Annotated in this window: 22 protein-coding genes and 1 tRNA gene; 22 read left to right on the top strand and 1 reads right to left on the bottom strand. The window is 55.2% G+C overall.

Annotated elements, in window-relative coordinates:
• Positions 1-30 precede the first annotated feature (30 nt).
• Together aroC and FQ179_RS07675 are read left to right on the top strand one after the other, a co-directional pair.
• A complete protein-coding gene (gene aroC, locus FQ179_RS07680) occupies positions 31-1,092 on the top strand; it encodes a chorismate synthase (protein WP_149396605.1) in 1,062 nt (353 codons plus the stop codon).
• Positions 1,093-1,136: 44 nt separating this feature from the next.
• Positions 1,137-1,952, top strand: a complete 816-nt coding sequence (locus FQ179_RS07675) for a M48 family metallopeptidase (RefSeq protein ID WP_255474917.1) — start codon at positions 1,137-1,139, stop codon at positions 1,950-1,952.
• Between the two features lie 41 nt (positions 1,953-1,993).
• Here FQ179_RS07675 and FQ179_RS07670 read toward each other — a convergent pair whose 3' ends face one another.
• Positions 1,994-2,800 carry an IclR family transcriptional regulator gene (locus tag FQ179_RS07670; RefSeq protein ID WP_149396603.1) on the bottom strand — a complete coding sequence of 269 codons (807 nt, stop codon included), beginning with the start codon at positions 2,798-2,800 and terminating at the stop codon, positions 1,994-1,996.
• A gap of 243 nt (positions 2,801-3,043) precedes the next feature.
• Here FQ179_RS07670 and FQ179_RS07665 point away from each other — a divergent pair, with 243 nt between their 5' ends.
• The 20 genes from FQ179_RS07665 to FQ179_RS07565 all read left to right on the top strand — a co-directional run bounded on the left by FQ179_RS07665 (position 3,044) and on the right by FQ179_RS07565 (position 26,587).
• Positions 3,044-4,024: a tripartite tricarboxylate transporter substrate binding protein gene (locus tag FQ179_RS07665; RefSeq protein WP_149396602.1), complete on the top strand. Its 981-nt coding sequence runs from the start codon at positions 3,044-3,046 to the stop codon at positions 4,022-4,024.
• Positions 4,025-4,100: 76 nt separating this feature from the next.
• A complete protein-coding gene (locus FQ179_RS07660; protein ID WP_188074527.1) occupies positions 4,101-4,577 on the top strand; it encodes a tripartite tricarboxylate transporter TctB family protein in 477 nt (158 codons plus the stop codon).
• 4 nt (positions 4,578-4,581) lie between these two features.
• Positions 4,582-6,090, top strand: a complete 1,509-nt coding sequence (locus FQ179_RS07655) for a tripartite tricarboxylate transporter permease (protein ID WP_149396600.1) — start codon at positions 4,582-4,584, stop codon at positions 6,088-6,090.
• A gap of 379 nt (positions 6,091-6,469) precedes the next feature.
• Complete coding sequence (locus FQ179_RS07645) at positions 6,470-7,222, top strand: SDR family NAD(P)-dependent oxidoreductase (protein ID WP_149396599.1); 753 nt, start codon at positions 6,470-6,472, stop codon at positions 7,220-7,222.
• A 21-nt stretch (positions 7,223-7,243) separates the two neighbouring features.
• The gene (locus tag FQ179_RS07640) at positions 7,244-7,801 is read left to right on the top strand and encodes a TRAP transporter small permease (RefSeq protein WP_149396598.1); all 558 of its coding nucleotides are present in this window, start codon (positions 7,244-7,246) and stop codon (positions 7,799-7,801) included.
• Between the two features lie 30 nt (positions 7,802-7,831).
• Positions 7,832-9,112: a TRAP transporter large permease subunit gene (locus FQ179_RS07635; protein WP_137239966.1), complete on the top strand. Its 1,281-nt coding sequence runs from the start codon at positions 7,832-7,834 to the stop codon at positions 9,110-9,112.
• 27 nt (positions 9,113-9,139) lie between these two features.
• Positions 9,140-10,180 carry a TRAP transporter substrate-binding protein gene (locus FQ179_RS07630; protein WP_255474875.1) on the top strand — a complete coding sequence of 347 codons (1,041 nt, stop codon included), beginning with the start codon at positions 9,140-9,142 and terminating at the stop codon, positions 10,178-10,180.
• A 141-nt stretch (positions 10,181-10,321) separates the two neighbouring features.
• Positions 10,322-12,106 carry an IlvD/Edd family dehydratase gene (locus tag FQ179_RS07625; RefSeq protein ID WP_149396597.1) on the top strand — a complete coding sequence of 595 codons (1,785 nt, stop codon included), beginning with the start codon at positions 10,322-10,324 and terminating at the stop codon, positions 12,104-12,106.
• Positions 12,107-12,183: 77 nt separating this feature from the next.
• Positions 12,184-13,590, top strand: coding sequence for an FAD-binding oxidoreductase (locus FQ179_RS07620; RefSeq protein WP_255474874.1), 1,407 nt, complete (start codon positions 12,184-12,186; stop codon positions 13,588-13,590).
• 365 nt (positions 13,591-13,955) lie between these two features.
• The gene (leuC, locus tag FQ179_RS07615; RefSeq protein ID WP_149396595.1) at positions 13,956-15,359 is read left to right on the top strand and encodes a 3-isopropylmalate dehydratase large subunit; all 1,404 of its coding nucleotides are present in this window, start codon (positions 13,956-13,958) and stop codon (positions 15,357-15,359) included.
• 8 nt (positions 15,360-15,367) lie between these two features.
• Entirely contained in the window at positions 15,368-16,018 is a 651-nt protein-coding gene (gene leuD, locus FQ179_RS07610; RefSeq protein ID WP_149396594.1) for a 3-isopropylmalate dehydratase small subunit, read from the top strand.
• A 121-nt stretch (positions 16,019-16,139) separates the two neighbouring features.
• A complete protein-coding gene (gene leuB / locus FQ179_RS07605) occupies positions 16,140-17,216 on the top strand; it encodes a 3-isopropylmalate dehydrogenase (RefSeq protein ID WP_149396593.1) in 1,077 nt (358 codons plus the stop codon).
• 37 nt (positions 17,217-17,253) lie between these two features.
• Complete coding sequence (gene asd / locus FQ179_RS07600; RefSeq protein WP_149396592.1) at positions 17,254-18,384, top strand: aspartate-semialdehyde dehydrogenase; 1,131 nt, start codon at positions 17,254-17,256, stop codon at positions 18,382-18,384.
• 9 nt (positions 18,385-18,393) lie between these two features.
• Positions 18,394-20,877, top strand: coding sequence for a FimV family protein (locus tag FQ179_RS07595; protein ID WP_149396591.1), 2,484 nt, complete (start codon positions 18,394-18,396; stop codon positions 20,875-20,877).
• Positions 20,878-20,882: 5 nt separating this feature from the next.
• Positions 20,883-21,692 carry a tRNA pseudouridine(38-40) synthase TruA gene (truA, locus tag FQ179_RS07590; protein ID WP_149396590.1) on the top strand — a complete coding sequence of 270 codons (810 nt, stop codon included), beginning with the start codon at positions 20,883-20,885 and terminating at the stop codon, positions 21,690-21,692.
• A 317-nt stretch (positions 21,693-22,009) separates the two neighbouring features.
• Positions 22,010-22,654: a TRAP transporter small permease subunit gene (locus tag FQ179_RS07585; protein WP_149396589.1), complete on the top strand. Its 645-nt coding sequence runs from the start codon at positions 22,010-22,012 to the stop codon at positions 22,652-22,654.
• A 2-nt stretch (positions 22,655-22,656) separates the two neighbouring features.
• The gene (locus FQ179_RS07580) at positions 22,657-24,339 is read left to right on the top strand and encodes a TRAP transporter large permease subunit (protein WP_149396588.1); all 1,683 of its coding nucleotides are present in this window, start codon (positions 22,657-22,659) and stop codon (positions 24,337-24,339) included.
• Between the two features lie 9 nt (positions 24,340-24,348).
• Positions 24,349-25,014, top strand: a complete 666-nt coding sequence (locus FQ179_RS07575; protein WP_149396587.1) for a phosphoribosylanthranilate isomerase — start codon at positions 24,349-24,351, stop codon at positions 25,012-25,014.
• 39 nt (positions 25,015-25,053) lie between these two features.
• On the top strand, positions 25,054-26,358 hold the full coding sequence (gene kynU, locus FQ179_RS07570) for a kynureninase (protein ID WP_149396586.1): 1,305 nt from the start codon (positions 25,054-25,056) through the stop codon (positions 26,356-26,358).
• A 152-nt stretch (positions 26,359-26,510) separates the two neighbouring features.
• Positions 26,511-26,587 (top strand) — tRNA-Val (locus FQ179_RS07565).
• Positions 26,588-26,607 lie beyond the last annotated feature (20 nt).

Genomic DNA, 26,607 nt, shown 5'->3' with positions numbered 1-26,607 from the left:
TACCACTAGATCAGGTAGAAGAAGAAAATTATGTCCGGCAATACATTAGGCAAACTGTTTTGTGTCACCAATTTCGGCGAGTCCCACGGGCCCGCAATCGGCGCCATTGTTGACGGCTGCCCTCCAGGGTTGCCGTTGGATGAAAGCGATATCCAGGCCGAGCTCGACCGTCGCCGTCCGGGTACCTCGCGCCACGTCACCCAGCGCCAAGAGCCAGATCAGGTCGAGATACTGTCTGGGGTTTACCAGGGGCTGACCACGGGTACGCCTATCGGGCTGCTCATACGCAATACCGACGCCCGCAGCAAGGATTACAGCAATATTGTTGATACCTTTCGGCCTGGCCACGCTGACTTTACCTATACCCAAAAATATGGAGAGCGTGATCCGCGTGGTGGCGGGCGGTCATCGGCACGGCTTACGGCGCCCACCGTCGCCGCAGGTGCCATCGCCAAAAAATGGTTGCTGCAGACACATGGCGTACGCATACGCGGCTACATGAGCCAGTTGGGGCCTGTTGTCATCCCTTTTCAGTCCTGGGATCATGTCGCCAATAACCCGTTTTATGCGCCCAACGAGAAAATTGTTCCCGAGCTTGAGGCCTATATGGACCAGCTTCGGCGTGACGGTGATTCGATAGGCGCGCGTATTGAGGTGGTGGCCGAGAATCTGCCTGCAGGGTGGGGCGAACCGCTTTACGATCGGCTTGATGCTGATATTGCCCACGCCATGATGGGCCTGAACGCGGTAAAAGGCGTTTCCATCGGCGCAGGGTTTGATAGCATCACTCAGCGTGGTTCTGCGCATGGCGATGAGATCACCCCCAACGGCTTTCTTACAAATCATGCAGGTGGTGTGCTGGGTGGTATTTCTTCAGGCCAGCCGATTACGGTGTCCATCGCCATCAAGCCGACCTCCAGCATACGTGTAGAGCGTCAGTCTATTAATCGTGCGGGCGAGTCGGTAAAGGTTCAAACCCTGGGGCGTCATGACCCATGTGTCGGGATTCGGGCCACGCCTATCGCTGAGGCGCTGCTCGCACTGGTGTTGGCTGATCATGCACTGCGTAACCGTGCCCAGTGTGGCGTCTAGGTACAGAGAGTTGTAAAAAACAGGAGAGTTTTATGCAAAAAAATATGCTACTGGTACGTCGTACGCTTATGGTAGGGCTGGTGTCAGCTGCAACTGCACTGGGCGGCTGCGCAGCGGTCGATACAACGAGTTCGGGGGCCGTGGGCGTAGATCGCAAGCAATATATGTCGGGCCTGGTGTCCGAGCAGGCCTTGCAGCAAGAAGCGGCACAGCAGTATTCCAGCCTGCTTTCCAAGGCCAAGACGCAGGGGGCGCTTGATGTAAATGCTGCGCAGACCAAGCGTGTGCAGGCCATAGCAAACAAGTTGATCGCTCAGGTCGGTGTGTTTCGCCCTGATGCGGCTAACTGGGACTGGCAAGTCCATGTGTTGAACTCCGACGAGGTAAACGCGTGGTGCATGCCCGGCGGCAAAATCGCGGTGTATACCGGCCTGATCAATCAGATCAAACCTACGGACGATGAGTTGGCTGCGGTTATCGGACACGAGATGGCACATGCGCTGCGTGAACATGCTCGTGAACAGGTTTCCCAGCAAATGGTCACCAATATGGGTTTGTCGGTGTTGTCTGCTGTAACCGGATCGACCGCTACGGGCGATTTGGGCGGCGCACTGTCGCAAGTTATGTTCACCTTGCCCAACAGCCGTACGCATGAGGCCGAAGCCGACCGTATTGGTGTCGAGCTTGCGGCCAGAGCGGGGTACGATCCACGCGCTGCAGTCACGCTCTGGCAGAAGATGGGAGCGCTTGGCGGCGGTAGTCAGCAGCCCGAGTTTTTGTCTACCCATCCATCGGCGGCCAATCGCATCGCCGACCTGACAGAGGCGGCAAACAAGGTTCTGCCTTTGTACAAAAAGTAAGCTAGGGTGAGATAAACGGGATGGCGTCCGGTTTATCTCACCTATGCCTGGGTGTCGTCGTCGGTTGCGCCGGGGTTATATCCGATGCGCATCGACAGGCGCAGCGAGATATTTGACATGATCTCCTTGATCTGATCAATATTTGGTCGCGGCGTGCCGTCTACCCGGGCGATATGCGGCACGTTAATGGCCGCAGCCACACGGCCTCCATTGCTGAAAACAGGGAAGGCGATATTTGTGATTCCGCCGATCTGTATGCTGGGCATGCAAGCATGGCCGTTATTGCGCACTTCCCTCAAGATTGAAAAAAGCTCACCTGGGTCCATTTGAAGTTCGCCTTCGACCTTAATGTGACTACTTAGCATGCGTGTGCGCTCGATCTCGTCCTGGTAGGCGAGTATTACATGGCCGGACGACGTGTCAGTAAGCCCCATGGCCTCACCCACTTTCAAGCCAAAGGACCATCGCTCCGGGCTGTCGACCTGAGCGACGATGACCATACGACCGCTACGAAATAGAGACAGATGACATGACTGACGCGAGCGCTCCGCCAGTTCTTTCAAAAGTGGCAAAGCGGCTTGCACGAGTGATTTGATCGGCTGCTGGCAGTGGGCAAGTTGAAAGAGTTTCATGCTCAATGAGTAGCGGTCGTCTGGCTCGGCTTGTTGGATATACCCGCGGTGCTGCAATGTTACGACCATGCGGAAAATCTCGTTAACGTTTCGTCCCAGCGTCTTGCTCAATTCATTTAGGGTATAGCCGTCTTCGTTCTGGGCAAGGGCTTCCAAAATATCGAGGCCTTTCTCCAGAGCGGGTGCACTGTAGCGATTAGAGGACGGTGAGGTCATGTTGTTTTTACATATAAAAATTAATAATTGGATTATCCACTTCTTTTGCACCGATGTGTGCAGGGAAATCCCTTAGATAAAAAACGATATTTTTGATTGATTGGCCTCTGCTACTGCCTTACGATATTCAGCATTAACAAGAAAATTGTTTTCACTCATAAAAATATTCGACACCAAGTAGATGCACTAGGCCGAGTGAAGTCAATGATGATGTCCCAATAACTAGAAAGAGGACGGAGACAAATGAAATCAAAGCGATTGATAACACTGAGCCTGACATTATGTGCGAGTGTCGTGGTCGGCACCGCTCACGCAGCTTGGCCGGAACGGCCCATCACCATGATTGTTGCATGGGGTGCAGGCGGGGGAACGGATGCGACGGCACGGATTATCGCCACCTTGCTTGAAAAGGAGTTGGGTCAACCCGTCAATGTCGTAAACCGCACAGGAGGTAACGGGGTGGTGGGGCATGCCGCCATTGCGAAGGCCAAACCAGACGGCTACACCCTGGGCATGCTCACCGTCGAAATTGCCATGATGCGGCATCAGGGCCTGACCAAGCTTACACCCGCTGACTACACGCCTTTGGCTCTCATGAATGTAGATCCAGCAGCCGTTTCCGTGAGTGCTGATTCCCCATACAAAACTATGGGTGAACTGATGGATGCCATCAAGGCCAACCCTGGCAAGCTTAAGGCTTCGGGCACGGGGCAGGGGGGTATCTGGCATATTGCCCTGGCCGGCTTGTTGAAAAACATGAAGCTGGATCCTGCCAGTGTGCCGTTTATACCTTCAAACGGCGCAGCGCCGGCGATGCTGGAATTGGCGGCCGGTGGCATTGATATTGTTCCGACATCGTTACCCGAGGCCCGGTCAATGATAGACGCCGGCAAGGCGCGGCCCCTGGCCGTAATGGCCGACAAGCGCGAACCGCTCTATCCCGATGTCCCCACTCTGAAGGAATCCATAGGCAGTGACTGGAGAATTGGCGTCTGGCGTGGCATTGCCGGCCCCAAAGGTTTGCCTGATGACGTAGTCAGCAAGATGGAGGCCGCGCTCGACAAGGTAAATCACAGCCAGGAATTCAAAGATTTCATGCAAAAGCGCGGTTTTGGCATTGGCTATGCAAGCGGTACAGAGTATGGCGCCTACATGAAGAAATCCATGGATGACTTTGGAGAGGTTATTACGGCGATAGGCATGGAACGTCCGGCGCCCAACTGAGTCGCCGTTGTGAAAAAGTGTGCGCGGGTTCAGTGCTTGAGGCCCGGCGCGCGAAATACCTTTTTGCGAGCCTTCAGTGAAATTCGATGACACCTTGATCGGGGTTGTGCTGGGAATTTTTTCTGTAATTGTATTTGCCGTCGCCCTGACATTTCCTGTGATACCTGGTCAGCATTTCGGGGCCAGCCTGTTTCCTGTTTTGATCTCCAGCGGCTTATTCATCTGCGCTGTAATGCTGGTCGTTCAAGGCATGCGCAAACGCGTCGTAAGCCGGGCTTCCCTTGTGCGTGCTTCCTGGCTCAGGGACCGGCGTGCTGTGCTGCGCTTTTTGCTAGTACCCGCATCGTTGGTGTTTTACTTTGAGTTGGGCTCGACACTTGGATTTCTGCTTTGTGCATTCATAATTCTATGTGTGCTGTTCCGCGTGTTTGGCGTAACCTGGTTGCGCACATTCGTGGTGGCGTTTGTCAGCGTCATGGTCATTCACGTTATGTTCTATAGCGTTCTCAAGGTGCCTTTGCCTTGGGGCCTGCTAGAACCCATGGCCTGGTAAACACATGGACCTAGCCAATCTCTTTGCCGCCTTTGATCAAATCACCGAGCCTTTTGTTCTGGGTGTCGTGCTGCTAGCGGCAATCTTCGGGTTGTTTGTCGGGGCGGTGCCGGGCCTGAGCGCCACCATGGCCGTTGCACTGTTGGTACCCATTACTTTCTTCATGGACCCCGTCCCGGCCGTGGCAATGATGGTAACCGCCACGGCGATGGCCATTACCTCGGGTGACATCCCGGGGTGCCTGTTGCGAATTCCCGGCACGCCCTCATCAGCCGCATACACCGACGAAGCCTATGCGATGACCAAGAAGGGCCTGGCCAATCAGGCGCTTGGCGCTAGTGTCGTTTTTTCATGCATAGGTGGCTTGTTTGGAACACTGGTGCTGATTACCTGTGCGCCCATGCTGGCAGATCTGGCACTCAATTTTTCATCGTACGAGTTTTTTTGGCTGGTGGTACTTGGTCTGTCCTGCGCAATTTTTATTTCGCCTGCGAGTACGCTGCGAGGATTTGTTTCTCTGCTGATCGGGCTTTTTCTGGCCTGCGTTGGCATGAACAACCCCGCTGCTTTTCCGCGATTTACGTTTGGTAATGATGATTTGCTCAATGGCGTGACCCTACTGCCTATGATGGTCGGCATGTTTGCGGTCTCCGAGGTGTTGCGCTATGCCACTGACGCCGAGCAGAAAAAGCTGGTGATCACCACGCAGGTGGGTAATTTGTTTACCGGCATGTGGGGCCTGATGCGCAAGTATCCCAAGAGTGTGGTTCGAGGCAGTGTGCTGGGCACCATTGTCGGGGCATTGCCTGGAGCAGGTGCCGATATAGCCGCCTGGATGTCTTATGGCGTGAGCAAGCGATTTTCGCGCGAACCGGAAAAGTTCGGTACCGGTCATGTCGAGGGCATCGTTGAGGCTGGCGCGGCGAACAACTCTGCGCTGGCTGGAGCCTGGATACCGGCGCTTGTGTTTGGGATTCCTGGAGACTCCATCACGGCCATAGTGATAGGTGTGCTCTATATGAAGAATCTCGCACCTGGCCCACTGATTTTCACGAACAGCCCGGTGGAAATTTATTCCGTGTTTCTGGTTTTTATTCTGGCAAATATCATCATGTTGCCTCTGGGTTACCTTGCAGTGAAGTTGGCCAGGAGGGTGTTGAACGTGCCGCGCAATATATTGATGCCACTCATACTTCTGTTTTGCATCGTCGGTACGTTTGCGATCAATAACAGTGTGTTTGATGTCATCGTCATGCTGGCTGTCGGCATCTTGGCTTATCTGATGGAAGAAAACAGTTTTCCGATTGCGCCGGCTGTGCTCGGTGTTGTGCTGGGAGGGATGCTTGAGGAACACTTTGTTTTCTCGATGATCAAGGCCGACGGGAATCTGCTTATGTTCTTCAGTCGACCCATTGCCTGCACGCTGGGGATTTTTGCCCTTTTAATCTGGATTTTTCCGCTTTGCCGGGGCGCATACAGAATGACAACACAGAAGCAGGAGATTCAGCCTTGAAGGTGCCGCATCCTTACACGCTGCAGGCACTCATCGAGATTTCACCTCTGTCACGACCAATGGCAGGTGTAATCGCATGGCAAAGTAAGGCGAGCAATTCGATGAGGAATGGCTGATCGACGCTCAGGGCAGTTCGACCACGCAACCTAGGGTATTGCTTGATACGCCTGGTGGCACCGTTTTCCCGGGAGGAGGGTTATCAACCGGTCGCAAAGTATATGGACTGGCACTGCTTGTCGAGGCGCTGACTGGTGGGCTTGACCGAGTATGGCCATGCTGGCGGAGCCGAGGGCTGGGGCACCACTGTTTTTTCAGCCCGCATTGCGGGAGCTTGCCAGCAAATATGATTTGGATTTTCCGTTAACAGGGAGAAAATGAAATGAACCAACTTGACTTGAACGGCCGCGTGGCTGTGATCACCGGTGGCGCGCGAGGGATAGGCTACGCCATCGCTCAACGCATACTGGTCTCTGGCGGTGCGGTGGCAATTTGGGACAGAGATGAAGTCCGCATGCAGCAGGCCAAGCACGAGCTTAGCGCCGCTGGCTCAGTCAGTGCGCATGTGGTTGACTTGACAGATCTGACCGCTGTAGAAGCGGCTGCTCGTGAAACGCTGGCGCATCACCGAAAGATCGACATTCTTGTTAATAACGCTGGCATTACTGGCGGTAATGCTCCCACTTGGGAGCTTGATGCAACCGCATGGAAAGAAGTGATTGATGTCAACTTGATTGCACCGTATTACACGTGCAGGAGCGTCATCCCGCCCATGCTGGAGCAGGGCTATGGCCGTATCGTCAATATCGCATCGGTGGCCGGCAAAGAGGGCAACCCCAATGCGTCGCACTACAGTGCGTCCAAGGCGGGCTTGATCGGCCTGACCAAGTCGCTGGGCAAAGAGCTCGCTGGCAAGGGGGTGATCGTCAACGCCGTGACGCCCGCCGTGGCAAAAACAGACCTCTTTGACTCGATGACGCAACAACATATCGACTACATGCTTTCAAAGATTCCGCTTGCCCGGTTTGTTCGCGTTGACGAGATTGCAGCGCTTGTTTGTTGGCTGGCTTCTGAAGAGTGCTCGTTCAGCACGGGATCTGTTTTCGATATTTCGGGCGGACGGGCCACCTATTGATATACGCAAACAGGATGAGATATGAACGAATCTGCTAAGCACTCCAAAAGACTGGCTGCCAGACTGGCGGATCATCTTTTCGCCGTGCTGACGATAGTGATTGCGCTGAGCCTCTTACTGATGCTGGTGCTGGTCTTCGGAAATGTGGTCTTGCGCTATCTGTTCAATTCAGGCATCAATATTTCGGAAGAGGTCGCGCGCATATGCTTTGTCTGGCTGACGTTTTCGGGCGCTGTCCTCGCATTTCGTGCCCGACAACATTTGGCCATCAACATGGTGATAAGCCGCATGTCTCCTGGTATGCAGAAGGTCGTGCATATTCTTCGCCAATTGGTGATTCTCTGGGTGTTGTGGTTGATTATCGATGGTGGATCGAAGCAGACGGTCATTGGGTTCAGCACCATTACACCGGTTGCAGGTATTCCCATTGCGATATTCAGCGGTGCCGTGCTCTTTTCGGCGGTGGCCATGGCGTTGATGACGATTCTTGATCTGTATGTTGCCGTGCGCACGCCAGCTTCGCCTGGAAACGTGAGGGTATTCCGCACCTCTGTTGACAGTATCGACGAAGTCGAGTGATTAGATCCAACCAATAACAGGCGTTTGTTCATGACGGTATTGATTTTTGTAGGTACGCTTCTGGGATTCATGGTGTTCGGTGTGCCCATCGCTTTTTCGCTGTTGCTCAGCGCGATTGGGCTAATGTTCTACCTTGATTTTTTCGATACACAGATCATCGCCCAGAATCTGCTGACAGGCGCGGACAACTTCGCGCTGATGGCTGTGCCGCTATTTATGCTGGCCGGCGAGATCATGAATGCAGGTGGCATGTCGCGGCGCATGGTGCATTTGGCCAGTTCTTTTGTTGGGCATATCCGAGGCGGCTTGGGCTATGTGGCCATCATGGCCAGTGTTCTGCTGGCCGCGCTGTCGGGGTCGGCGGTTGCCGATGCCGCAGCGCTCGCCGCGATGTTGGTTCCTATGCTTCGCAGCCGTGGCTATGATATGAATCAGGCAACTGGCCTGATTGCCGCGGGCGGCATTATTGCTCCCATTATTCCGCCGTCCATCTCCTTTATTATCTTCGGTGTTGCCGCCAATATCTCAGTTACCAAACTGTTTATGGCAGGCATAGTTCCCGGATTGTTAATGGGTATGACGCTGGTAGGGGTGTGGGCCATGGTCTCTTCACGCTCCAAAACCATGCAGTCCTCACCCAAAGAGCCGTGGTCAGTGCGCAGCAAGGCATTCAGAGACTCCGTCTGGGCGCTTTTTTTACCCGTCATCATCATAGGCGGACTGCGTGGCGGGATATTCACCCCTACCGAAGCGGCGGCAGTCGCAGCGGTGTATGCCTTGTTTGTCAGTATGGTGATTTATCGCGAAATCAGCATCAAGAGCCTGTTTCCATTGTTGGTGAATGCGGCCATGACGACCAGTGTGGTGATGTTTCTGGTGGCCGCTGCACTGGTGACGTCTTACATGATTACGCTAGCTGATCTGCCTGAAGCCCTCATTGAAATGCTTGGCCCACTGATCGATTCGCCGACTTTACTGATGTTCAGCCTAGTCATCCTTCTTACTTTGATTGGTACCGCCATGGATCTGACCCCGACGATCCTGATTCTGGCGCCGGTGCTGATGCCAGTGATTACCAAGGCGGGTATAGATCCGACATATTTCGGCGTAATTTTCATTATGGTTGGTTGCGCCGGCTTGTTGACGCCACCGGTGGGAACAGTACTGAATGTGGTTTGTAGTGTGGCTCGGGTCCGGATGGAGGACATCATTAAGGGCGTATGGCCGTATGTACTGGCGTACACGGCGCTGATTTCGCTCATGGTGATCTTTCCGGAAATCATCATGGCGCCTTTGCGCTGGTTTTACTAATGTAGCAATCTTGAAGGATGGACTGACATGATAGGAATGACAAACAAGGCCTTTTCTCTGAAAGGCATGATGCTTGGTCTGGTAGCCGTGGCGGCGATGGGCTTAGTAGCCCATGATGCGGTAGCCAAGGATATCAAGACACGCATTGTACGTTTTGGCTATGGTTTGGCTGACACAAGTCCGACGGGCAAGGCGACGCGTTTTTTTGCCGATGAAGTTGGCCGTCTCAGTGACGGCAAAATGAAAGTAAAAACCTACGGCAACGGCTCGCTTGGTTCGGACGAGCAGATGCAGAACGCATTGATTGGCGGGTCACAGGAAATGACGTTTGTATCGACTGCTCCATTGGCTGGTCTGGTCAAGCAATTTGGTGTATTTGATCTGCCCTTTCTGTTCGACAACGAGAAAGTTGCCGATGCGGTACTTGATGGCCCCGAAGGCCGCAAATTGCTCGACATGCTGCCCCCCAAAGGGCTGATCGGCCTGTTGTACTGGGAAAACGGCTTTCGTAACATCACCAACTCACGGCACGAGATCAGCAAGGCCAGCGATCTGGACGGTATCAAGCTGCGTGTGATGCAGAATCAGGTTGCCTTGAGCGTATTCAACGGATTGGGTGCTAACGCTATTCCTATGCCGTTTACCGAGCTCTTTACTGCCTTGGAAACCAAGACGGTCGATGGTCAGGAGAATCCGCTGAGCACCATACAGACAAGCAAGTTTTACGAAGTGCAGCCCTATCTGACAATTTCCAATCACGTGTACACGCCTTTTGTACTGCTGGCGTCCAAACAGTGGTGGGACGGGTTGTCAGCTGACGAGAAACAGGTGATCGACGAAGCGGCCAAGAGCGCTCAGGTTTTTCAGCGCAAGGAAAGCCGCGAAGGCAATGTCGCCGCCCTGGCTTTTCTTAAGGAGCACGGCGTGAAGGTTTCGACATTTTCGACCGCACAAAAGGAAGTTATCCGCGAAAAACTCGAGCCTATTGTTTCTGGTCTGAAAAAGGATATTGGGCCTGAGACGGTTGAAGCGATTCTTGCAGCAGCCAAGAAGGCCAGCGATTCCTGATTCTTTTGCGGCCTTGGGGGCAATAGTGCCCTAGGCCCGCCTTGCGTGCCGGCTTTTGACCAAGTCGGCGCTTCTTCAGTTTGAGCGACCGCCGTATACGGTCGTTGCACTTTGCTTATGGTTTAAAAAGGGTGGCAAGCCATGTCCGAGTCAGAAAAACCCATGCTGCGCAGTCGCAGATGGTTTGATAACCCCGCCGATCCGGGGATGACGGCGCTGTATATCGAGCGCTACATGAATTATGGAATTACACGTGAAGAGCTGCAGTCTGGGAAACCCATTATTGGCATTGCACAGACCGGCTCCGACCTATCTCCATGCAATCGACACCATATAGAACTCGCAACCCGCGTGCGCGACGGCATACGCGATATGGGAGGGATTCCCCTTGAGTTTCCGGTACATCCCATACAAGAAACCGGCAAACGTCCTACCGCGGCGCTGGATCGCAACCTGGCCTACCTTGGGCTGGTCGAAATCTTGCATGGTTACCCCCTGGACGGCGTCGTGCTGACCACGGGCTGCGATAAGACCACACCTGCCTGTTTAATGGCAGCCGCAACGGTTAATATTCCTGCAATCGTTCTGTCTGGCGGGCCTATGCTTGACGGCTGGTGGCGTGGAAAGCTGGCTGGCTCGGGTACGGTGATTTGGGACGCCCGCAAGCGCTTGGCTTCCGGAGAGATCGATTATGAAGAGTTCATGAATAATGTGGCCTCGTCGGCGCCATCCATCGGGCATTGCAACACCATGGGCACTGCCTTGTCCATGAATTCGCTTGCCGAAGCACTGGGCATGTCGTTGCCTGGCTGCGCCGCGATTCCGGCGCCGCATCGCGAACGAGGCTGGATGGCCTATGAAACAGGTCGTCGTATTGTCGACATGGTGCACGAGAATCTTTGCCCGTCTGACATCATGACCAAGGCAGCTTTCGAGAACGCCGTCGTCGCGGCAGCAGCCTTGGGTGGCTCCTCTAATTGCCCCATTCACATGATCGCGATTGCGCGCCATATGGGTGTGGATCACACGCTCGACGATTGGCAGCGGCTTGGCCCGTCAGTGCCTTTGCTGGTCGACTGTCAGCCAGCCGGCCGATTTCTTGGTGAGGCATTTCATCGTGCGGGTGGCGTGCCCGCGGTCATGAATGAGCTTTTGCAAGCTGGAAGGTTGAATGGCGATGCCATGACGGTGACCGGCAAGACGATTAAGGAAAACCTGCAGGCGGTACCTTCGCCTGATCGGGAAGTCATCCGCGCCTGGGCGGATCCGCTCAAGGCCGACGCGGGATATATCGTCTTGAGCGGCAATATGTTCGATAATGCGGTGATCAAGACCAGCGTAATAGACGACGCCTTCCGCAAGCGCTTTCTTTCGGAGCCTGACCGGCCCAACGTCGCGGATCTGAAAGCCATCGTGTTCGAAGGCCCCGAAGACTATCACGAGCGCATTGAGCAGCCAGATCTTGGCGTAGACGAACACAGCATTCTGGTGATACGAAATGCCGGTCCTATTGGCTACCCCGGTGGTGCGGAGGTGGTCAATATGCAGCCACCAGCCGCATTAATGGCGCGCGGTATAGATACGCTGCCCACCATGGGAGACGGACGTCAGAGTGGCACATCGGCAAGCCCATCTATTCTGAACGTATCTCCGGAGGCTGCGGTCGGGGGTGGGTTGGCCTTGCTCAAAACGGGGGACAAAATACGTATTGACCTGAATACCAGACGTGTCGACGTATTAATTTCCGATGAAGAGCTGGCGCAACGGCGTGCCGCCTGGGTTCCTCCAGTGCTGAAAAACCAGACGCCCTGGGAAGAAATCTATCGCGCAATGGTAGGCCAGCATGGAACAGGGGGGTGCCTGGAGGCAGCCACCAGGTATATCCGGATCATTGAGGAGCGCGGTGAATCGCGCAACAATCACTAAGTTGCGGCAACCGAGGGCGTGCACACGGCGGCCTGCCGGTGCGCCCTGGTTCTTATCAGTTTAAGCATTGGATGCATATGGTTTCTTTCATCAATCAATCTGTCCGGCGAACTTTGTCGCAAGAAGGTCTGACTTCATTCCAGGCGCAATTTGGTGAACGATTCATCACCTCGGATGCAGTGCGACAACACCACGGCACCGATGAGTCGCCATATCCGGTTTGTCCGCCGGACGCTGTGATTTTTCCCCGCAATATCGACGACGTGGTTGCCGCCGTCAGGCTTTGTAATAAGTACAAGGTGCCCATCATTCCGTTTGGTATTGGCTCTTCACTTGAGGGCCACATCTTGGCGATAGAAGGAGGGGTTACGCTGGATTTTTCAGAAATGAACAAGGTTCTGGCCATTAATGCCGAAGACTTTACCGTTACTGTTGAGCCGGGTGTCATACGCACGCAGTTAAATGACGAAATTCGCCATACTGGTTTGTTCTTTCCCATAGACCCTGGGGCGTATGCCAGCATAGGCGGCATGGCCGCCACCCGCGCCTCGGGTACTAATGCAGTGCGTTATGGCACCATGCGAGAGAACGTGGTGTCACTAAAGGTCGTTACGGCCGAGGGTGATGTAATACGCACAAGCAGTCGGGCACGGAAGTCTTCAGCTGGCTACGATCTAACACGCTTGTTCGTGGGCAGCGAGGGCACGTTGGGCATCATTGTTGAAGTCACGGTGCGCGTCTACCCCCAGCCTGAGGCGGTCACAGCAGCCATCTGCAACTTTCCTTCACTGACCGCCGCTGTGCAGTCTGTCATCGAAATCATGCAAAGCGGCGTGGCGATTGCGCGGGTTGAGTTCATGGATGAGCGCGCGGTAGCTGCCGTCAATCGCTACAGCAAGCTGGGTCTGAAAGAAACGCCGTTGCTGCTGTTTGAGTTTCATGGCAGTCAGACGGGCGTGCGGGAGCAGGCGGAAATTGTTCAGGAGATCGCCCGGGATAATGGGGGGATGGATTTCGAGTGGGCAGATCGCCCGGAAGACCGCACGCGCTTGTGGACCGCACGCCATAACTCGCATTATTCAGGCTTGCAGTTACGTCCGGGTTCACGCAGTGTGGCCACTGACGTGTGCGTGCCGATCTCGCGGCTTGCAGAATGTGTCACGCAAACTGCGGAAGACCTTGAAGGAATGCCTTTTCCATACACGATAGTCGGGCACGTGGGCGACGGTAATTTTCATGTGCAAATGCTTATTGATCCGGATAGCGAAGATGAATGGCAAAAGTCCGAGCATATAAACCGGCGTCTGGTCACCCGTGCGATCCAGATGGATGGCACGTGTTCAGGCGAGCATGGCGTGGGCGTACATAAAATGGAATTTCTGAAAGAAGAGCATGGTGAGGCGGGATTGAACCTCATGCGGCTTATCAAGCATGCCTATGACCCGAATAATATTTTCAATCCCGGCAAGCTGGTGTCTTGGTAGGCTTAGCCGCTGTCAGATTGTTTAACCAGGCATTCAGTTCTAGGCTCCAGGTTCAGGTTTCAGGTTCAGGTTCAGGTTCAGGTTCAGGTTCAGGTTTCAGGTTTCAGGTTTCAGGTTTCAGGTTTCAGGTTTCAGGTTTCAGGACCAGGGCCTCGAATATCCGCGCAGTCGCGGCCATTTTTGGACGCGCATCGTTATGGAGGGTGAAACGACGATACGCCGGCGTTGCTGTTACTTTTTATACCAGTATAAATGCTCGTCTTGTACAGCGAAATGATACTGGCATAATAGTTCGCATGCTTGGCAAATAAGGGGGGTGTCCCCGTTTGTCTTTCAACCTGCCTTTGGTTTTTCGGGAACCTATCATGTCTCAAACCTTATATGACAAACTCTGGAGCGCGCACGTCGTGCATCAAGAGTCAGACGGAACTTGTCTGCTGTATATAGACCGGCACCTGCTGCACGAAGTAACCAGCCCCCAGGCTTTCGAAGGCCTGAAACTGGCTGACCGCAAGCCCTGGCGCATTAGCGCAAACCTGGCGGTTTCTGATCACAACGTGCCCACCACGGCACGCAACGAAGGCATTACTGACCCAGTGTCGCGTCTGCAGGTCGAAACGCTCGACAAAAACTGCGAAAATTACGGTATTACCCAATATCGCATGAATGACCGACGCCAGGGCATTGTTCACATTATCGGGCCAGAGCAGGGCGCAACGCTGCCCGGTATGACGGTTGTCTGTGGAGACTCACATACCAGCACGCATGGCGCGTTTGGCGCGCTGGCGTTTGGCATTGGCACGTCTGAGGTAGAGCATGTGCTGGCCACGCAGACCTTGCTGATGAAAAAGAACAAGAACATGCTTGTGCGGGTCGAAGGTGCATTGCCCATAGGCTGTACAGCCAAAGATCTGGTGCTTTATGTCATTGGCAAGATCGGTACGGCAGGAGGCAACGGCCATGCCATCGAATTCGCGGGCAGCACCATACGTGCGCTGTCGGTCGAAGGGCGCATGACCGTGTGCAATATGGCCATTGAGGCGGGTGCGCGCTCGGGGATGGTCGCGGTCGATCAGAAAACCATTGATTATTTCCGAGGCCGCCCGTATGCACCGATTGGCGCATTGTGGGACCAGGCTGTTGCGTACTGGCGCACGCTGCATACTGATGAGGGTGCAAAGTTTGACCGCGTGGTTGAAATCGATGCGCGTGAAATCGTGCCACAAGTATCGTGGGGCACATCACCTGAAATGGTATTGCCGGTTGACGCCCGCGTTCCTGATCCCGATCGGGAAAAAGATGATGTTCGCCGCAACGGTATGGAGCGTGCACTGCAGTACATGGGCTTGAAACCCAATATGCCCATTACAGATATCAAGATTGACAAAGTGTTTATCGGGTCCTGTACCAATGCCCGTATCGAAGACTTGCGCGCGGCGGCCACGGTCGCCCGTGGTCGTCGGGTAGCTTCGTCTGTCAAGCTGGCCATGGTGGTGCCAGGCTCGGGGCTGGTCAAGGCCCAGGCTGAGCAGGAAGGGCTGGATAAAATCTTTATTGCTGCAGGTTTTGAGTGGCGCGAGCCAGGGTGCTCTATGTGTCTGGCCATGAACGCAGACCGGCTTGAGCCGGGCGAACGTTGTGCGTCAACGTCCAACCGCAACTTTGAAGGGCGTCAAGGGCAAGGTGGGCGTACGCATCTGGTGAGCCCGGCTATGGCTGCCGCTGCCGCCATAGCTGGCCATTTTGTCGACGTTCGCAATTTGTCATAGGATCCGTCATGCAAGCATTTACTACCCATAAAGGGCTGGTCGCCCCGCTTGACCGCGAAAACGTCGACACTGACTTGATCATTCCCAAGCAGTTTCTGAAATCTATTCAGCGTACTGGCTTTGGGCCAAACCTGTTTGATGAGCTGCGTTATCTTGATCACGGCGAGCCGGGCATGGACAACAGCAAGCGTCCGGTCAACCCCGACTTTGTGCTGAACCAGCCGCGTTACAAGGGCGCTTCAGTATTGTTGGCGCGCAAGAATTTTGGCTGTGGCTCCAGCCGCGAGCATGCGCCATGGGCTCTGGTGCAATTTGGTTTTCGTGCCATTATTGCGCCTTCCTACGCAGATATTTTCTTTAACAACAGCTTCAAAAATGGGCTGCTTCCTATCGTGTTGCCTGAGCTTCAGGTGGCTCGTCTTTTCGACGAAGCTAAAGCGTTTGTCGGTTATCAGTTGCTCATTGATCTTGAACGCCAGGTTGTGGTCAAAGAAGACGGGAGCGAACTGGCCTTTGACGTCGAGCCGTTTCGTAAACATTGCCTGCTCAATGGTCTTGATGAAATTGGGCTGACATTGCAAAAAGCCGATAAGATCCGTGCTTTCGAAGCAGAGCGGCTGGCTCGTCACCCATGGATTGCAGGCGGCCCCGCCCTTTAGTTTTAATGTCGCTTAACGGCGGTGTTGCGGTACCTATGCCGGTGTCTCGCGAGCGGGGCACCGGCATTGTGATGCTGGGGCGTGGTCGTTGCGAGATAAGTTTTTATACTTAGGAAATACAATGACATACAAAATTGCAGTACTGCCGGGCGACGGCATTGGCTCCGAAATTACAGAACAAGCCCAGCGAGTGCTGGGAGCCCTGGGGCTTGATCTGGAGATGACCACGGCCCCTGTGGGTGGCACTGCCTATGACTTGCACGGGCACCCGTTGCCACCGTCGACGCTGGAGCTGGCTCAGTCGTCGAACGCCATTCTTTTTGGCGCGGTAGGTGACTGGAAATACGACAGCCTGGCCCGAGAGTTACGGCCTGAACAGGCAATTTTGGGTCTGCGTAAAGCCTTGGGCCTGTTCGCCAATTTCAGACCGGCTATTTTGTACCCCCAGCTTGCCAATGCCTCGTCGCTCAAGCCAGAGATTGTGTCTGGGTTAGATATTTTGATTGTGCGCGAACTTACTGGCGATATCTATTTTGGCCAGCCCCGTGGCAGCCGAATTGCTGAAGACGGGCCTTTCAAAGGCGAACGCCAGGGTTTTGACACCATGCATTATGCCGAAACCGAAGTGCGCCGAATTGCCCGTGTTGCCTTCCAGGCCGCACAAAAGCGTCAGAAGCGCCTGTGTAGTGTCGATAAGGCCAATGTGTTGGAAACGTCGCAGTTCTGGCGTGACATCGTCATTAGCGTGGCTGCCGAGTACCCTGATGTCGAGCTTTCACATATGTATGTCGATAATGCGGCCATGCAGTTGGTGCGCGCACCCAAAGAGTTTGACGTTATTGTTACCGGTAATTTGTTTGGCGATATATTGTCTGATGAAGCGGCCATGCTCACTGGTTCCATAGGAATGCTGCCTTCCGCATCGCTCAATGCTTCCAATCAGGGCCTTTACGAGCCCAGCCATGGTTCTGCGCCTGATATAGCTGGAAAAAACATGGCCAACCCGCTGGCAACGATTTTATCGGCCGCCATGTTGCTGCGTTATTCGCTCAATGAAGAAGCACAGGCATGCCGTGTAGAAGCAGCTGTACAGGCTGTTCTGGAGAAAGGTCTGCGCACGGCGGACATCTTTGAAGAGGGCTCAACCAAAGTTTCTACCTCTGAAATGGGCGATGCAGTGCTTAAGGCATTAGAATAATGTTTCAGATCTGATTTCAATTACCAGAGTAACTCTCATGACTCAAGCTGTAGGTTTGGTCGGGTGGCGTGGCATGGTGGGCTCAGTCCTCATGCAGCGCATGCGCGACGAAAATGATTTTTCGCTATTTGAACCGGTGTTTTTTTCCACCAGCAATGCAGGTGGCGACGCGCCCGAGTGGGCTGATGGTGCAGGCAAGCTGCAAGACGCCTACGATATCGACGCGCTCAAAAAGCTGCCCATTATTCTTACCGCCCAAGGCGGCGATTACACCAGCGCCGTTTACGGTAAGCTGCGTAATGCTGGCTGGGATGGCATCTGGATCGACGCGGCCAGCACATTACGTATGGCCGATGATGCCATTATTGTGCTTGATCCCGTCAATCGTCCGGTTATTGACGCCGCCCTCTCGCGCGGTATCAAAAACTTCGTAGGCGGCAACTGCACGGTAAGCTGCATGCTCATGGGGCTGGCAGGCCTGTTCAACCAAGACTTGATTGAATGGATGACCAGCATGACCTATCAGGCTGCGTCGGGTGGTGGTGCGCGTCATATGCGCGAACTGCTCACTCAGTTTGGGCTTATTAACGAAGCGGTAAGGCCGTTGCTCGACGACCCCGCTTCGGCCATTCTTGAAATCGATCGCGGCGTGCTTAAGGCACAACAAGGGTCAGGTTTGCCCACCGAGAACTTCGGTGTGCCGCTGGCCGGCAGTCTTATTCCCTGGATTGACAAAGACATGGGAGACGGCGTATCTCGCGAAGAATGGAAGGGCGGCGCCGAGACCAATAAAATTCTGGGCAGAGGCGAGGCCTTTGGCACGCCAGCTACGCCTATTGATGGTTTGTGCGTGCGTATAGGTGCCATGCGCAGCCATAGTCAGGCACTTACCATCAAGCTCAAGCGTGATGTGCCCATCGACGAGGTGGCCGACATTCTGCGCGAAGGCTCCAAGTGGGCTAAGGTGTTACCCAATGAGCGCGAGGTATCCATGCAGCAGCTGACTCCCGTGGCGGTTACGGGTACGCTTGATATTCCGGTGGGGCGTCTACGTAAAATGTCCATGGGCCCTGAGTATCTCAGCGCCTTTACCGTCGGCGACCAGCTGCTTTGGGGCGCTGCCGAACCATTGCGCCGCATGTTGCGCATTTCTCTGGGTCAACTCTAAGACAAGCCTATGCACCGTTTTGCGTCGTCGCCTGTAGCATCAGTATTAAAATTCAGGCCTCTGGCCGGCGCTTTGGTGCTGGCTCTGGCTTTTCCCGTGACACATGCTGCTAGTTTGGGGCATTCACACCTTGTATCGGTGTTGGGTCAGCCCCTTCAAATCGATGTGCAGTTACGTGAGCTTACCGCCGACGATCAACGATCGCTGGCGGTTCAGTCCGCATCTGCGCAGGCCTGGGCTCAGTCGGGGCTAACGCCACCAGTTGATCCCTCCAGCTTGCGTTTTCATATCGTCGACGGCTATGCGCCGGGCACTAAAGTCATCCAGATACGCTCCGCACAGGCATTCGATCAGCCGGTCGCCGATCTGTTGATCGACGTCACTACTGCTACGGGGCGCCAGCGTTTCCAGGTCAGCATGCTGACGCAAGGGTCTCAGGCTGGGGCTGTGGGGCACGGCGGGTCCGCCCAGGCTGGGCAGGGCGCTCGGGTTTCCCGATCTGGCAAATCTGCTGAAATCGGTAAATCAATAAGGGTCAAGTGGGGCGACACCATGTTCAGCATTGCACAGCGTCATGCCGTGCCTGGTGTCACTGTCTACCAAATGATGATTGCCTTGCAGCGGGCCAATCCCAAGGCGTATATCGACGGCAATCTCAATCTGGTCAAATCCGGTGCCATACTGAAAGTGCCAAGTATGGCAGCCCTTACCGCCATCTCTGACCGTGAGGCCCGGCGCCTGTTTGTTGAGCAGGCACAGGCCTTTGCCTTATACAGTCAGCGTACGGCTGCGAGTGCTACAGCCGCCGGTGGGGCATCAGCTGCGTCGGGTGCGGTAACTACGGGTGCCGACGGTGCCGTCGTGCCGAAGGTAGTTGGCGAAGCGCCGCGCGACCAGTTGCGGCTTTCAGGCGGAGCCAACGGCAGTGGTGCCGACTCCGCAGCTGATCGCGCAGACGACGCTGTTTCCGCACGCAAAGGTATCGAAGAATCAAGTACACGCCTCTCACAACTCGAGGCCAATGTACGTGATCTTAATAAAGCGCTTCAGGCCCAGGGTGATGCTGCAGGCAATTTAGTGCTCGAAGGCGCGCATAGTCTTGGCAGCACACTGTCGGCCCAACCAGCTGGGCAAGGCTCCGCAGGGGCTGGTCAGGATGTAGCGAACGCATCGCAAGGTGCAGCTCGAGCTTCCGAACAGCAAACTCAATCCGCAGGCTCTTCGGCAGGTACACAGGCTGGTAAGGACGGCGCTGGTCAAAATGGCCTTGCATCAGGGCAGGTCAACGCCGCCACGGGCGCCGGGGTTGCCGGTGCGGGTGGCAAGGGCGCGGCCGACGCCACCGGAACAGGTAATACAAGCGCAGGTAGTGCTGTACCAGGCAATGTCGGCGCTGGCAATAACACGGGAACGGGCGTGTCTGGTGCCGCTACGCCTGCCGCTGATGCGACAGGTTCAGCAGGTTCAGGCTCAGCGGGCTCAGGTGCGGCAGGCTCGAGTGCAGCGGGCTCAGGTTCAGCAGGTTCAGGCTCAGCGGCAGCGGGCTCAGGTTCAGCAGGTTCAGGCTCAGCGGCAGCAGGCTCGGGCTCAGCAGGCTCAGGCGCAGCGGGCTCAGGCGCAGCGGGCTCAGGCGCAGCGGGCTCAGGCGCAGCAGGCTCAGGCGCAGCAGGCTCAGGCGCAGCAGGCTCAGGCGCAGCGGGCTCAGGCGCAGCGGGCTCAGGCGCAGCAGGCTCAGGCGCAGCAGGCTCAGGCGCAGCGGGCTCAGGCGCAGCGGGCTCAGGCGCAGCGGGCTCAGGCGCAGCGGGCTCAGGCGCAGCGGGCTCAGGCGCAGCGGGCTCAGGCGCAGCGGGCTCAGGCGCAGCGGGCTCAGGCGCAGCGGGCTCGGGCGCAGCAGGCTCGGGCGCAGCAGGCTCGGGCGCAGCAGGCTCGGGCTCAGCAGGCTCAGGTGCAACGGGCTCAGGTGCAACGGGCTCAGGTGCAACGGGCTCAGGTGCGGCAGGCCCAGGGCAGAGCGCATCGGGCATCGTGGGCTCCAACGGTACTGGAAGCACCTCTTCGGCGGTGGCGGGCAGTCAAGCGCAACACGCGTCTGAAACCGGCACAGCGCCTGGCCATGCACCGAGTACCGAGAGTGCCGGAGTCAATGGCAGCGGCTCGGGTTCCGCCGCAACTGGCACCGCAGACGGTTCGGCGGGTACTGATAGCGCATCGGCTGTCGCCGGTGCTGGTGCTGCAAAAGGCGCCACCAACTCAATTTCTTCAAAGGCAGATAAAACTGTGTCATGGTTGCAAGAGCATACGCTGGGTGTAATTACCGGCGTCCTGGCGTTAATCGTACTGATTATTGCGTGGTTGCTTCGTCGTGCGAACACCGTACGTAATGATGGCACAGATGGGGTTATCACCGAAGCCATGGTCCAGGAAAAGCTCAACCAGATTGACTTTGATTTCACAGAACCACCCGCAGGGGGGGCACGCCCCCCTAAACGCTGATCGCCATGCCTCGTATGGCGTTAAGCCTGACCTATGACGGGTCAGCGTGGCGTGGCTGGCAAAAACAGCCGGACGCGCGTACGGTGCAAGATGCCTTTGAAGCATGTTTGTCGCGATTTCTTGACCAGCCTGTTACCACAATATGTGCAGGGCGCACCGATGCGGGCGTCCATGCACTGTCCCAGATCGTTCACCTGGATACGACTGCCGTACGTCGTGAAGAATCCTGGGTGAGGGGGCTGAACACCCTGCTTCCCAAAGGCATTGCGGTGCAATGGGCGCAACCCGTCTCTGAAAGCTTTCATGCGCGGTTTTCTGCCTTGTCCCGCACTTATGTATATATCGTGCGCAATACTCGTGTGCGCACGCCTTTGATGCACAAGCGCGTTGGCTGGATTTATCATCCACTTGATGACGATCGTATGCTTGATGCCGCCAGGCGGTTGCTGGGCAAACATGATTTCACAAGCTTTCGTTCGGCAGAGTGCCAGGCCGCCAGCCCGATTCGTACCATGCATGCGCTTGATATCTTGCGGCGTGGTGACTACCTGTTGTTCACATTTCGGGCTAACGCATTTTTGCATCATATGGTGCGTAATCTGATGGGGGCCCTGTTGCACGTTGGGCAAGCCAAGAAGGAGCCAGGCTGGATGGACGAGCTGCTTGCCGCGCGGGACCGGCGTCTTGCAGCGCCCACGTTCGCCCCGCACGGTTTGTATCTTGCTGCGGTAGAGTACCCTTTGGCTTTTGGTTTGCCTGATCTTAGTGCAGGTGAGGCCCTGGCGACGCATACGGGGTTTGAGCTGCGCGCATGAGCGTCGGGTGAAGTGTCGGCCAAAAGCCATGCTGACTGCGTTCTGGGCTACGCTTAATTTATAAAGTGTGGGCCACTTGTTATTTGCCATTAAGGTTGGCCACGCTGATTTCAGGCATATATTATTAGAAAATGCGTACTGGATGCCGTGTTCTTGCTTCCTATATATAGGGGCTGATACCAACAGCGCGACATAATGTAATCGTATAGAATTTACGCGGCCCGGCTGACAGCATGAACTTCTATCAGAAAACAACGTTGCAGGCGGGATCGGCCCGCGCACTTTACCCGTGCAGGCATCTCCTTGAAGTGTGAACCATGAAATTCTTATTATCGATTTCCAGGCTTATCGACCGTCTTAATACGTTGGTTGGCAAAAGCGTAATCTGGTTGACGCTTTTAGTGGTGCTGGTAAGCGCCACCAATGCGGTTATTCGCAAAGTATTTAGCGAAAGCTCCAACGCGTGGCTTGAGCTGCAATGGTATTTGTTTGGTGCCATTTTTTTGCTGGCAGCCGGGTATACCTACCTCGTCAACGAGCATGTACGTGTTGACGTACTTTCACAAAAGCTCTCGCGGCGCACCCAGATCAAAATAGAAATCTTTGGCATTATTTTCTTTTTATTCCCTTTTTGTGTCCTCATATTCTGGCTTTCTTTGCCATTTTTCTATCAGTCGCTCGTTCTACACGAGCAGTCCTCCAACACAGGCGGGCTAATACGCTGGCCAGTCAAGCTGTTGATACCAGCAGGCTTTTTTCTGCTTATTTTGGCGGGCTTGTCGCAACTGATCAAATGCGTCGGGTACCTGCTTGGGCAGTGCCCTGATCCACTGGCGCGCAAAGAGGGAAAGACCGCCGAAGAAGAGCTGGCTGACGAAATTATCAAGCAAAGCAGCGCAGGTGACGTCCTCAGTGACAGCACTGAACATCATTCATCCGTCACACAGGATAAGGGCCGTTAATCATGGAGTTTTTTATCGATAATCTGGCCCCGATCATGTTTATTAACCTGATCGTTTTTTTGTTGCTGGGCTTTCCGGTCGCTTTTTCGCTGGCGGCAAACGGTATTCTGTACGGGCTGGTTGCCATTGAGTTTGACCTGATGCAACCGGCGCTTTTTCAGGCGTTGCCGCAACGCGTCTTTGGCATTGTCTCCAACGATACGCTTCTGGCTGTTCCATTCTTTACGCTCATGGGGCTTATTCTCGAGCGGTCTGGCATGGCTGAAGACCTGCTTGAAACCGTAGGGCAGCTATTTGGCCCGATTCGGGGTGGCCTGGCGATTGCCGTTGTGCTGGTTGGCGCCATGCTGGCTGCTACCACTGGGGTGGTGTCGGCGTCTGTAATATCGATGGGGCTTATCTCTTTGCCCATCATGCTGCGCTATGGTTATGACAGGCGACTGGCCACCGGCGTGATCGCGGCGTCGGGCACGCTGTCGCAAATTATTCCCCCATCACTTGTGCTGATCATCCTGGCTGATCAGCTTGGCCGCTCCATTGGCGATATGTATCGTGGCGCCATGGTGCCTGGCATGATGCTTGCGGGTCTATACATACTTTATGTAATCGTTGTCGCGTTTGTAAAACCAAGCGCGGCACCAGCGCTGCCCAAAGAGGCGCGTGTCTATGTCAAGCCAGATGGTAGCCGCGGCTTGCGTTCGTTGCTGGTACTTACGCTCATTGCCACGGTTGTTTCGTACTTTACGACCCAGCATTATTTTCACGAGCACACACAGGTGCCAGTCGACGAGCGTGTTGTGGTCAGCCTGGTTGCCTGGGGTATTGTGGCATTCGTCATAGCCATGGGGAACAGGTTGCTGCGGCTCGGGTGGCTGTCTGAAATCGCCGAAAGAGTCGTGTTCGTCATGATTCCGCCGTTGTTTCTTATCTTTCTGGTGCTGGGTACCATTTTTATTGGTATGGCCACACCTACTGAGGGCGGCGCCATGGGTGCGGTCGGGGCATTGGCCATGGCAGTGGGAAGAGGGCGGTTTTCGTTTTCTTTGCTCAAGCAAGCCATGGAGACCACCACCAAGCTGTCATGTTTCGTGATCTTTATTCTTGTTGGTTCCACCGTATTTAGTCTGAGCTTTCGCGGCATCAATGGCGATATCTGGATCGAGCAACTGCTCATGGGGCTGCCAGGTGGTGAGTGGGGGTTTCTGATTGTCGTCAGCCTGCTTACTTTCTTTCTGGCGTTTTTCCTCGATTTCTTTGAACTTGCCTTTATTATCGTGCCGTTGCTCGGGCCGGTGGCCGACAAAATGGGCATAGACCTGATCTGGTTCGGTGTACTACTGGCCGTTAATATGCAAACGTCGTTTGTGCATCCGCCTTTTGGTTTTGCGCTGTTTTACTTGCGTTCGGTTGCACCCAAAGAAGACTACCGCGACCGTGTTACCGGCAAAATGATCCGCAAGGTTACAACCGGCGATATCTACTGGGGTTCTGTGCCTTTCATTTTCATTCAGGTAACCATGGTTGCGTTGGTTCTGCTGTTTCCGGGCTTGGTCACGCATTACAAACACGATGAAGTCCAGATTGATCCGGCGACAATCAACTTTGGCAGTGGCAACGACTACGGCTCAGGCGTTTATGGTGCCGGTGACGCAGGTTCGGGTGATGCCGGCGCCGCGTTTCAATAGGGGCTGGTAATGACACAGAATCTTTCTGGGCGCGTACGCGTCAAAGTATGCGGCCTGACACGCCCACAAGACGTACAGGCGGCCGTGCAGGGCGGATCCGATGCCATAGGCCTGGTGTTCTACCCGGCCAGTCGCCGTGCCGTCAGCATAGAGCAGGCCGTTGCTCTGCGCACCTTGGTACCCGCTTTTGTCAGTGTTGTGGCGTTGTTCGTTAACGCGTCCGAGGCCGAAGTCCGTGAGGTGATCGAACAAGTGCAGCCTGATCTTCTGCAGTTTCACGGTGATGAGTCTGCGCAATACTGTGAGTCTTTCGGCCATCGTTATATCAGGGCCTTCAGAGTGGGTGGGCCTGGTATGGAAAACGCCGCACAGGTGCTTGCTGTTTGCCGCCAGTACATGTCGGCAAGCGCGTGGCTGTTTGACAGCCATAGCGCAGGGTTTGGTGGCAGCGGCCTCGCGTTGGAGCCAACCTTACTCGCTGACGTACTCCAGGCTGAGGACGGCCGCCCGGTGGTGTTGGCCGGCGGGCTTAGAGCTGACACCGTGGCGCAGTCCATCCGTGTAGTAAGGCCCTATGCGGTTGACGTAAGTAGTGGTGTGGAAAGCGCCGCAGGCATCAAGTCTGCAGAAAAAATAGCAGTCTTTATCCGTGCGGTGCACGACAGCAAGCCCTGAGGTGGGCGGTTGCCCCGTTTTTCTTGCCGGAGGTGCTGTATGCTCAGTCGCGAAGATTGCCTTTCTCTTGATCGAAAAGACCCACTCGCCCCGTTGCGTTGCGACTTTGATCTGCCTGAAGGGGTTATTTACCTGGATGGCAATTCGCTGGGTGCAAGGCCTGTCAGTGCACTAGTACGCGCTCAAGAGGTTATCGAGCAAGAGTGGGGAACCGGCCTGATCCGCAGTTGGAATACAGCAGGTTGGTTTGATCTTCCACTTTCTCTCGGAGACCGGCTGGCACCATTGCTGGGCGCGGGGCCTGGCGAAGTGGTCGTGACCGACACTACATCGGTCAATCTCTTTAAGGCGCTGGCTGCGGCATTGCACATCCAAGCCCCCTCACGGGCCTGCAGTGATGCCCCTCATGTTGATGAAACCACGCTGGCCGCGTCGTCCCAGAGCACTTTACGTCGCCATGTCATTGTGAGCGAACGTGATAATTTTCCTACTGATCTCTATATTGCAGAAGGGCTGACGCGATGGCTTGATCAAGGCTACACGCTGCGTCTGGTCGACAGCCCAGAGGCCCTGCTCACGGCAATTGATCAAGAGGTTGCCGTGGTGATGCTTACCCATGTTAACTATCGTACTGGTCGCCTGTTGGACATGGCTGCCGTCACGGCACATGCACATGCGTGTGGTGCATTGACCGTGTGGGATCTTGCCCATTCCGCCGGCGCGATACCCGTGGATCTGGCAGGGTCTGGCGCCGACTTTGCCGTGGGCTGCACCTACAAGTACCTGAATGGCGGCCCCGGTTCGCCAGCCTTCATCTGGGTCGCTCCCCGTCACATGCAAAGCTTCAGTCACCCGTTGTCTGGCTGGTGGGGCCATGCGTCGCCGTTCAGTATGGAGCCGGGTTTCAGGCCGCACGCCACAATACGAAGTGCGTTGTGCGGTACTCAGCCCATTGTTTCGCTTGCAATGGTCGAATGTGGCCTGGAGACATTTGAACGTACCACTATGAGTGCCGTGCGGGAAAAATCACTGGCGCTGACCGACCTGTTTATTGGCCTCCTTGAGGCGCGCTGCGGTGCCCATTCGCTCAAGCTGGTTACGCCCCGTGAGCATGCTCAGCGTGGAAGTCAGGTGAGCGTTGCTTTTGCACATGCTTACGCCGTCGTGCAAGCCTTGATTGAGCAGGGCGTTATTGGCGATTATCGCGAGCCCAATGTCATGCGCTTTGGCTTTACGCCTCTGTATTTGCGCTATGTCGACGTTTGGGATGCCGTCGATGTCATGGCGCGTATACTCGATCAACACACATACGACGAAAGCCTGACACCAGGCGGAGTGACTTGAGTAGTGGGTTTTTGGTTTTTAGGTATTAGGCGCTGCCTGAGATTTTAGTCGATGACTTGATGGCTAAAAACACAGCCCACAGAACGTGTGACGCGCCGCAACACAGCCTGTTTGACACACTTAAAACATGTGGGTTAGAATCTCGTCTCTTTAGGCGGTTAGCTCAGTTGGTTAGAGCGCTACGTTGACATCGTAGAGGTCGCTGGTTCGAATCCAGTACTGCCTACCAAAATTTCTACTCTTCTCCAT

Source organism: Pusillimonas sp. ANT_WB101 (assembly GCF_008369125.1).
Classification (GTDB): Bacteria; Pseudomonadota; Gammaproteobacteria; order Burkholderiales; family Burkholderiaceae_B; genus Allopusillimonas.
This window is presented reverse-complemented; position numbering and strand designations above follow the sequence as displayed.